The sequence below is a fragment of the Gemmatimonadota bacterium genome, assembly GCA_039715185.1.
Taxonomy (GTDB): Bacteria; Gemmatimonadota; Gemmatimonadetes; order Longimicrobiales; family RSA9; genus DATHRK01.
In genome coordinates this window covers 1-6,922 of the sequence record JBDLIA010000124.1, presented here as the reverse complement: position 1 = coordinate 6,922, position 6,922 = coordinate 1, and the positions used below count along the sequence as shown (strand labels likewise).

The 6,922-nt window shown below is 66.7% G+C and carries 5 protein-coding genes; 1 reads left to right on the top strand and 4 read right to left on the bottom strand.

The window, feature by feature from the left end:
• Positions 1-16: 16 nt before the first annotated feature.
• The 3 genes from ABFS34_15300 to ABFS34_15290 form a co-directional block, all read right to left on the bottom strand.
• A complete protein-coding gene (locus ABFS34_15300) occupies positions 17-1,435 on the bottom strand; it encodes a RagB/SusD family nutrient uptake outer membrane protein (protein ID MEN8376793.1) in 1,419 nt (472 codons plus the stop codon).
• Between the two features lie 15 nt (positions 1,436-1,450).
• Positions 1,451-4,462 carry a SusC/RagA family TonB-linked outer membrane protein gene (locus tag ABFS34_15295; protein MEN8376792.1) on the bottom strand — a complete coding sequence of 1,004 codons (3,012 nt, stop codon included), beginning with the start codon at positions 4,460-4,462 and terminating at the stop codon, positions 1,451-1,453.
• A 235-nt stretch (positions 4,463-4,697) separates the two neighbouring features.
• Positions 4,698-5,132 (bottom strand): hypothetical protein, encoded by a 435-nt coding sequence (locus ABFS34_15290; GenBank protein ID MEN8376791.1) that lies wholly within the window; start codon positions 5,130-5,132, stop codon positions 4,698-4,700.
• A 58-nt stretch (positions 5,133-5,190) separates the two neighbouring features.
• Here ABFS34_15290 and ABFS34_15285 point away from each other — a divergent pair, with 58 nt between their 5' ends.
• Positions 5,191-5,589, top strand: coding sequence for a response regulator (locus tag ABFS34_15285; GenBank protein MEN8376790.1), 399 nt, complete (start codon positions 5,191-5,193; stop codon positions 5,587-5,589).
• 33 nt (positions 5,590-5,622) lie between these two features.
• Here ABFS34_15285 and ABFS34_15280 read toward each other — a convergent pair whose 3' ends face one another.
• Positions 5,623-6,873 carry a LeuA family protein gene (locus ABFS34_15280; GenBank protein ID MEN8376789.1) on the bottom strand — a complete coding sequence of 417 codons (1,251 nt, stop codon included), beginning with the start codon at positions 6,871-6,873 and terminating at the stop codon, positions 5,623-5,625.
• Positions 6,874-6,922 lie beyond the last annotated feature (49 nt).

Genomic DNA, 6,922 nt, shown 5'->3' with positions numbered 1-6,922 from the left:
GCAACGGTACACTACGTCAGCTACCGAAACTGCAGATCCCCGTCGAGCCGCCCGTCTGCTCGAGGCATTCGGCCTCGGGGATCGGGAAGCGCTCGTGCACCCTGTGCGTCGGGTCCGCGAGCGGCAGTTCGTCCAGGCGGCCGTAGCGCCGCATGTCGATCCAGCGGTGTCCGCCCTCGAACAGCAGCGAGTACCGCTTGTTGTAAAGCAGCTCGTCCAGAATCGCGTCCGCGGACTGCGTTCCCAGGTCCGAGATCTCGTCCAGTCCGCCCGATTCCTCGCGGATGAAATTGATGTCATCCGCGGCCTGCTGGAGCATTCCCATGCCCAACTGGGCCTCCGCGCGCAGCAGGATCAACTCCTCGTTTTTGACGATCGGAACGGGGTCGGTGAGGTTGGCGTACAGCTTGAAGCCCACATCGGTGGAGATGCCCGCCTCCGACTCGGGTGGGTCCAGCACGGACAGCTTCGCCACGAAGCGAGCGTCCTGCTCTCCACCGCCGTTCGACTGCACGTCGTCCAGCAGCGATGGGTGCGCGAAGATGTCCCCCGATGCTGCGATACCGTTCTGCGTATCGCCCGACCCTGTCGAAAATGTGTGGTACGCGCCGGTGCTGAGCGGGGCCGATTCGTCCAGGAACGACTGCGTGAGCGCCGTTAGCGCCGCACCGTAGTTGCCCTGATAGACGGCCACGCGCGCCGCCAGCCCGCGATTCGCCTGCGCGAAGCTCGTCGGCGTATCGAAGCCGGTGAACCCTCCACCCAGCGAGAACGGGAACGACCCACCACCGGAAGCGAGGTCGCTCGCCGCCTGATCCAGCAGCGACTCGATGTGAGCAAAGACCGCGTCGCGACTGACGATCGCGCCCGCAGGCTCGGTCACGGGTCGGTTTACGTCGATGACCGCGCCGTTGCTGTCGCGCGTGTTGATGATCTCCAGGAAGTCCAGCGCCTGGAGGGTGCGCGCGAAACCGCTGATCGCCGCCTTCTCCTCGCCCGTCATGTCGTTCTCGCCCAGTCCATCGAGCGCGTTGATGACGACGTTCGCGGTGCGGATGTTGTTGTAGCGCAGCCCCCAGAGGTTGCCTCCGAACGCGGGACTGCTCGCGTTCAATCCGGCTCCGGCGAGCATCTCGGTGATGAAACGCGGGTCCGCGTTGTCGAAGTTGTACGACTCCCTCCCGAGAATGCCCAACAAGGACAGGTAGCCGTTGGTGGACGAAATCTGGGCCCGGGAGCCAATCAACAGGCCCTGCGCGGCGTTCAGCACGGCCGCGCGCGTGGGGTTGTTCTGCAGGTCGTCGAGGCCCGGGTTGTTGAAGTCCGGGACGACGAGATCTTCCGCGCACGCGGCGGGGACGAGGGCGACGACGGCCGCCAGCAAGACCCCGCGCAGCAGCGCAGTGCGGGAACGCATCCGGTCGATGTTCATCATTGTCCGAAGCCTCCCTTAGAAGTTGACGTCCACCGACAGCCAGAAGCTCCGGCTGGGTGGGAACGGGGCGACATCGATGTTCCGGGCGATCGGCTGGTTGCCGAAGTTGCTCACCTCCGGGTCCAGCCCCGTGTAGTCGGTGAACGTCAGCAGGTTGCGACCGCTCAAGGTGAGCCGGACGCGGTCCACGCTGGTCCCCCACAGCCCCTGGGTGAGGCTGGACGGCAGCGTGTAGGAGACCGAAGCCTCGCGCAGCTTCAGGTAGGTCGCGTCCTCGATGTAGGGCCGCGTCTCCACGCCGAAACCGGTCACGCGACGCTCACCCAGCGTCAGCGTGTCCATGACCTCCACCGGCCCGATGTTCTGCACGAACTGCGGGTCTTCATCGAAGTCGGCGGTGTTGGCGTCGAAGTCGTAGAGGAGCTTGGTCAGGTTGATGAGGTTCCCGCCCTGCTGCCAATCCCACAGGAAGTAGACGTTGAAGCCCTTGTAGTCGACGTCGTTCACCCAGGCCAGCTTGAAGTCCGGATTCGCGTCGCCGACGACGGCGACGAAGCTGCTGTCGCCCTCGGAGATGTCCGCGACGATCTGGGTCGCCGACTCGCCCTCCTCGATCTGGAACGCGCCCAGCGCGGTGCCGAATCCGCCCGTCCGGAAGGACGGCACGGGCAATTCGGTGACCTCGCTGTTGTCGTGGAAGAACGTGGCGCGCGTGGTCCAGCTCAGGTCGCCCTGCACCGGCTGCGCCGCCAGCGCCACCTCGATGCCCTGTGTCTCGAGCTTGCCGCCGTTGAAGAACTCCGTCACGAATCCTGTCGAAGGAGCCCGCGAACGGCTGAGCAGGAGGTCGCTGACGAACTTCTTGTAGTAGGTGACCTCCAGGCTCGCCCGCGAATCGAACAGCGTCGCGTCAATACCGGTCTCGATCTCGCGCTGACGCTCGATCTTCAGATCCTCGGCTCCCGTGGTGCCGACCACCGTTAGCCCCGGCAGCCCGCCGATGTTCTGCGTCGCATCCAAGGGCGTGAACTTCTGCCCGAACAGTGGCGGATTGCCGCTCTCACCGTACGCCGCGCGCAGCTTGAGGTGGTCCAGCCAGGTCGTCGGCTGGATGAAGCGGAATGAGGCGGCGCCCTTGGGGTAGAAGAAGAACTCCGACGGATCCGCGTTGTTGCTGTTGCGATCGGTGCGAACCGCCGCCGTCAGCAGCAGCCGCTCGTCCACCATCAGCAGCTCCTCCTGGATGAAGAGGCCCTCCACCTTGGTGCGCTGTCGGATGTCGGACACCTGGATGTTCGTGCCGGCGTCGATCTGGTTCTCGCCGCCCGTAAGCGAACGCGCCTCGACGCGCACGATCTCCAGATCCTGATCGAGGAAGGAGAAACCGCCCGACGTGGTGGACGACCAATTCGCGCCGTCGGGCCGGAAGGTGTAGACGGCGTTGGCCGCAATGTTGGTGTTGCGATTGTTCGCGTTGCCCTCCAGGCGCGTGCCGAGCTGGTTATCCAGAGGCTCGAACTGGAGGTTCGGAGGGAAGAACAGCTCGTTCTCCTGGTTGAACCAGTCCACGCCCCCGCTGATCACGAGGTCCAGCTCGTGCTGCTCCCGCGCGAGCAGGGCGACGTTCAGGTTGGACGCGCCCGAAAAACGCCAGACGGCTTCGTCGTTGTTCATGAGCGCCGCTGTCTGGAGCGGGTTGCTGTTCGCGAAGGGGTTCTCGGGGAACGTACCATCGTCGCGCTGGCGCAGGTCCACGAAACTCGGCGTGGACGCGAACACCATGAAGAAGCTCGCCCCCGCGTTGTCGTTGTTGGTCAGCCCACGTTCGGCCACGGAGTGCGTCAGGTTCGTGTTGACCTGGAGGTCGAACCGGCTGCCCAGGCGCTGATTCAGGTTCATGCGCAGGGACTGTTTCGTCAGGCCCGTGTTGTCGATGATGCCCTCGTCGTTCTTGACGAGGCCCGACACGAAGTACTGGGTCGACTCGTTTCCTCCGCTCACGCTCAGCGAGGTCTCGTAGGACAGATCGTTGCGAGCTCCCAGCAGCTCCTCGTGGTCGAAGCTCTGACCGCTGCCGTAAATGGACCTCATGTTCGTTGTGTCCTGGGCGGTCGATTCGGCGGGATCCAGGAACGTCTCCGCGACCTCATCGAACGTCTCGAACTGGCGGAAGCCCAGCTTCTCCGCCAGGTCGAAGTAGCCGAACCGCTGGGTCACGTTGAAGCGCGGACGACCTACCCGGCCTCTCTTGGTGGTGATGATCACCACGCCGTTGGCGGCGAGAGACCCATAGATCGCGGCCGCCGACGCCCCCTTGAGGATCTCGATGCTCTCGATTTCCTCGGGGTTCAGATCGGCGATGCGATTGACCACCGCGTCCTGGTTGAGGGAGGCGTTCGAGCCGCTGCTCGCCCGCGACACGGCGTTCTGGTTGGACGGGATCGCGGCGTTGCTCATCGGCATTCCGTCCACCACATACAGCGGCTCTGAGATGCCGTTGATGGTGGACACGCCGCGTAGGCGCACCTGCACGCCGCCCCCGGGGGCGCCGCTGTTCCCATCGATAACGGCGCCCGCGACCTTGCCCTGGAGCGACCGCTCGACGGTCGCCGCCGGCGTCCGGTCCAGCTCCTCGTCGCTGACCGTTGAGATGGCGTTCGCCAGCACTTGCCGGCTGAGCGCGGTCGCGGCTCCGGTCACCACCAGCTCCTCCAACGCGAGCGCGTCGACGGCGAGCTGGATCTGCACGGTTTGCTGGCCGACGGGGATCGACAACTCCTGCGTCCGGTAGCCGATCACGGCGACGACCAGCGTCACCGTCCTGTTCGGCACCCGGAACGTGAAGCTGCCGTCGTCGATCGTGAACGTGGTGGTCGTGGTGCCGCGAACCGACACCGCCGCTCCCGCGATTCCGGCGCCCGTGTCGCCTGCCGTGATCCGGCCGGTGAGCTGCCTGTCCTGCGCGTGCAGGACGGACACACCGGCGGTCAGGGACAGGGCGAACACGAGCAACGTGATTCGCCTCATGTGGGCCCCCTCCGCATGGGTACTGGTTAAGCCTGTGGCGCGGCTTGCCGCCGCGAAGGTCGAGGACGCCAAAACCCTCCCGCTCTGGCGCCCCGGCGGGACTACGGCGTGCGAATATCCGCGTCGCCCCGTATCCAGGCAACGCCTGTGTTACTGCCGACCTGACATGAGCCGGCGCCCGCGTCTATCTGATTGGTATCTGAGAAAGGTCCGGAAATTGGTCTGCGGAAACAACCTACGGCCAGAACACCGAGGTCGATGAGTGCGCCAAACGCACCTCCAGCTTGAGGACGATTTCCTGTCCCTCCAGCACCGTGAGCCTGTCCGATCGGTACTCCTCGTCGGACCCGATCGCGTCCGCGATCAGCGCGATGTCGCTACTCCCGCTCGCGTTCATGCCGATGGGCACGCGGAACGACGTCGTGGAGTTGCTGGTCACGATACCCAGGCGGGCTCTGGCGCTCCGGCGCAGCAGGTAGACGGTGACGTCCGACCAGTGGCGGTTCTCCACGCGGATCTGCGTCTCGACCTCGACCACTTCCTCGACGTTGTCCAAGGGCGCCGGCTCATCGGACGCGGCTTCTCGCCCGGCTGAGCAGGCGATGAGGACGAATGGCGCGAGGGCGAACGCGAAGCGATGCGCGACGGCACGGCGCCTGCATCTGGGCACCGGCCGCTCCGCGGGAAGCCGCGGGCGAGACACCGTTCGGAACCGCTGATCGAGCATCGTGAGAGAAGAGCGAGAGGAAGACCTGCCGCGCACCGTGCTGGTGGCGGATGACGAAGCTAGCATGCGTGACCTCCTGGGCGCCTGCCTGAAGCTCGCGGGTGTGCGGGTTCACACCGCCCGTGATGGCCGCGACGCTCTGGCCGTCGCACGCGCGTTGCGGCCAGAAGCCGTCCTGCTGGACCTCATGATGCCGTACCTGGACGGCCTGGAGGTGTGCCGCCTCCTGCGCGCCGACCCGAACACCCGATCTACTACCGTTGTGCTCTGCTCCGCCAGCGACGAGCGCGACGTCGACTGGCGCGGCGCCGGCGCGGACGCCTACCTGGCAAAACCGTTCAGCCTGCCGCGAGTGCCGGAAGCCATCCGGCTGGCGCATCGGGCGGCTCGCGCGCCCTGAAGCGGCACGCCGCTTTCACCGCCGCGCCCCGGGCTACGCGGCCGGTACCGCCCCGTGGGCCCGGCAGCACGCCAGGATCTCTTGTTCCGTGAGGGTGTGATCGCAGGTCTTCGCTACTTCGAAGATGCGCGCGCACAGGCCCTCATCGGCCGCGTCGAAGCCCCTCTGGGAAAGCCAGAACTTCACGTTCGACATGCCGCTCATGGGGCCGATCTCGATGATCTGCCGGCGGCCGAACTGTGCCGCCGGGACCCCCGAGTACACGAGATCCGCGAGCCAGTCATCGCCCTTCTTGAACGCCTTGATGATCGCCGCCGCGTGGACCCCGGTGCCGGTGCGGAAGGCGTCCTCGCCCAGCACGGGATAGTTCGCCGTCAACGGCACGCCGGTCGCGCGCGCGACGGCCTCGCAGTAGGCGGGTAGCGCGCTGAGGTCGTAGTCGTGCAGGCCCAGCAGCTTCAGGTTCACCAGCAGCAGATCCATCTCCGCGTTGCCCACCCGCTCGCCGATCCCCAGCGCGGTGCCGTGCACGCGGTCGATACCCTCCTCGATCGCGGCCAGGCAATTCGGGACGCCCAGGCCGCGGTCGCGGTGGCCGTGCCAGTCCAGCTTGATGCCCCCGCCGGCGGCCTCGACGATCTCGCGGCGGACCCAGCGCACGAGCTGGCGCACGCCGTTGGGGGTCGCGTGCCCGACCGTGTCGGCGAGGCAGATCCGGCGCGCGCCCGCGTCGATCGCGGCGCCGTAGAGCGCCTTAAGCGTGTCCGGGTTGGCGCGCGTGGTGTCCTCGGTCACGAACATCACCGGCAGCCCCTCGGAGACCGCGAACGACACCCCCTCCCGCGTCGCCCGGAGCATGCGCTCCAGGTCCCAGCCCTCGGCGTACGCCCGGATGGGCGAGGATCCGATGAAGGTGCACGCCTCGATGGGGATGCCTACCTCCTGGCTGATCCGCGCGATCGGCTCCACGTCCGCCCTTACCGTGCGCGCGGCGCAGTTGGCGGCGATTGGCAGCTTCGCGTCTACGATCTCGCGCGCCAGCGCCCGCACGTCCTCGACCGCGCGCGGGCCGGCTCCGGGGAGGCCGATGTCCGCGGTGTCGATGCCCAGGCGCGCCATCAGGTGCAGGATCTCGATCTTCTGCTCGATCGGCGGGTCCAGCACGGACGGGCTCTGCAGGCCGTCGCGCAGGGTCTCGTCGTCCAACTCGACGGGCCGCAGCGCGCCGTAGTCGAAGGCGTTCCCGGTGCGGTTCCAGTCGTAGATCAGGTCCTGCTCGTCCATGCGGGCGCTTCGTCGTAAGGGTCGGTGGGTGCTCGTGGAAGATGGCGAA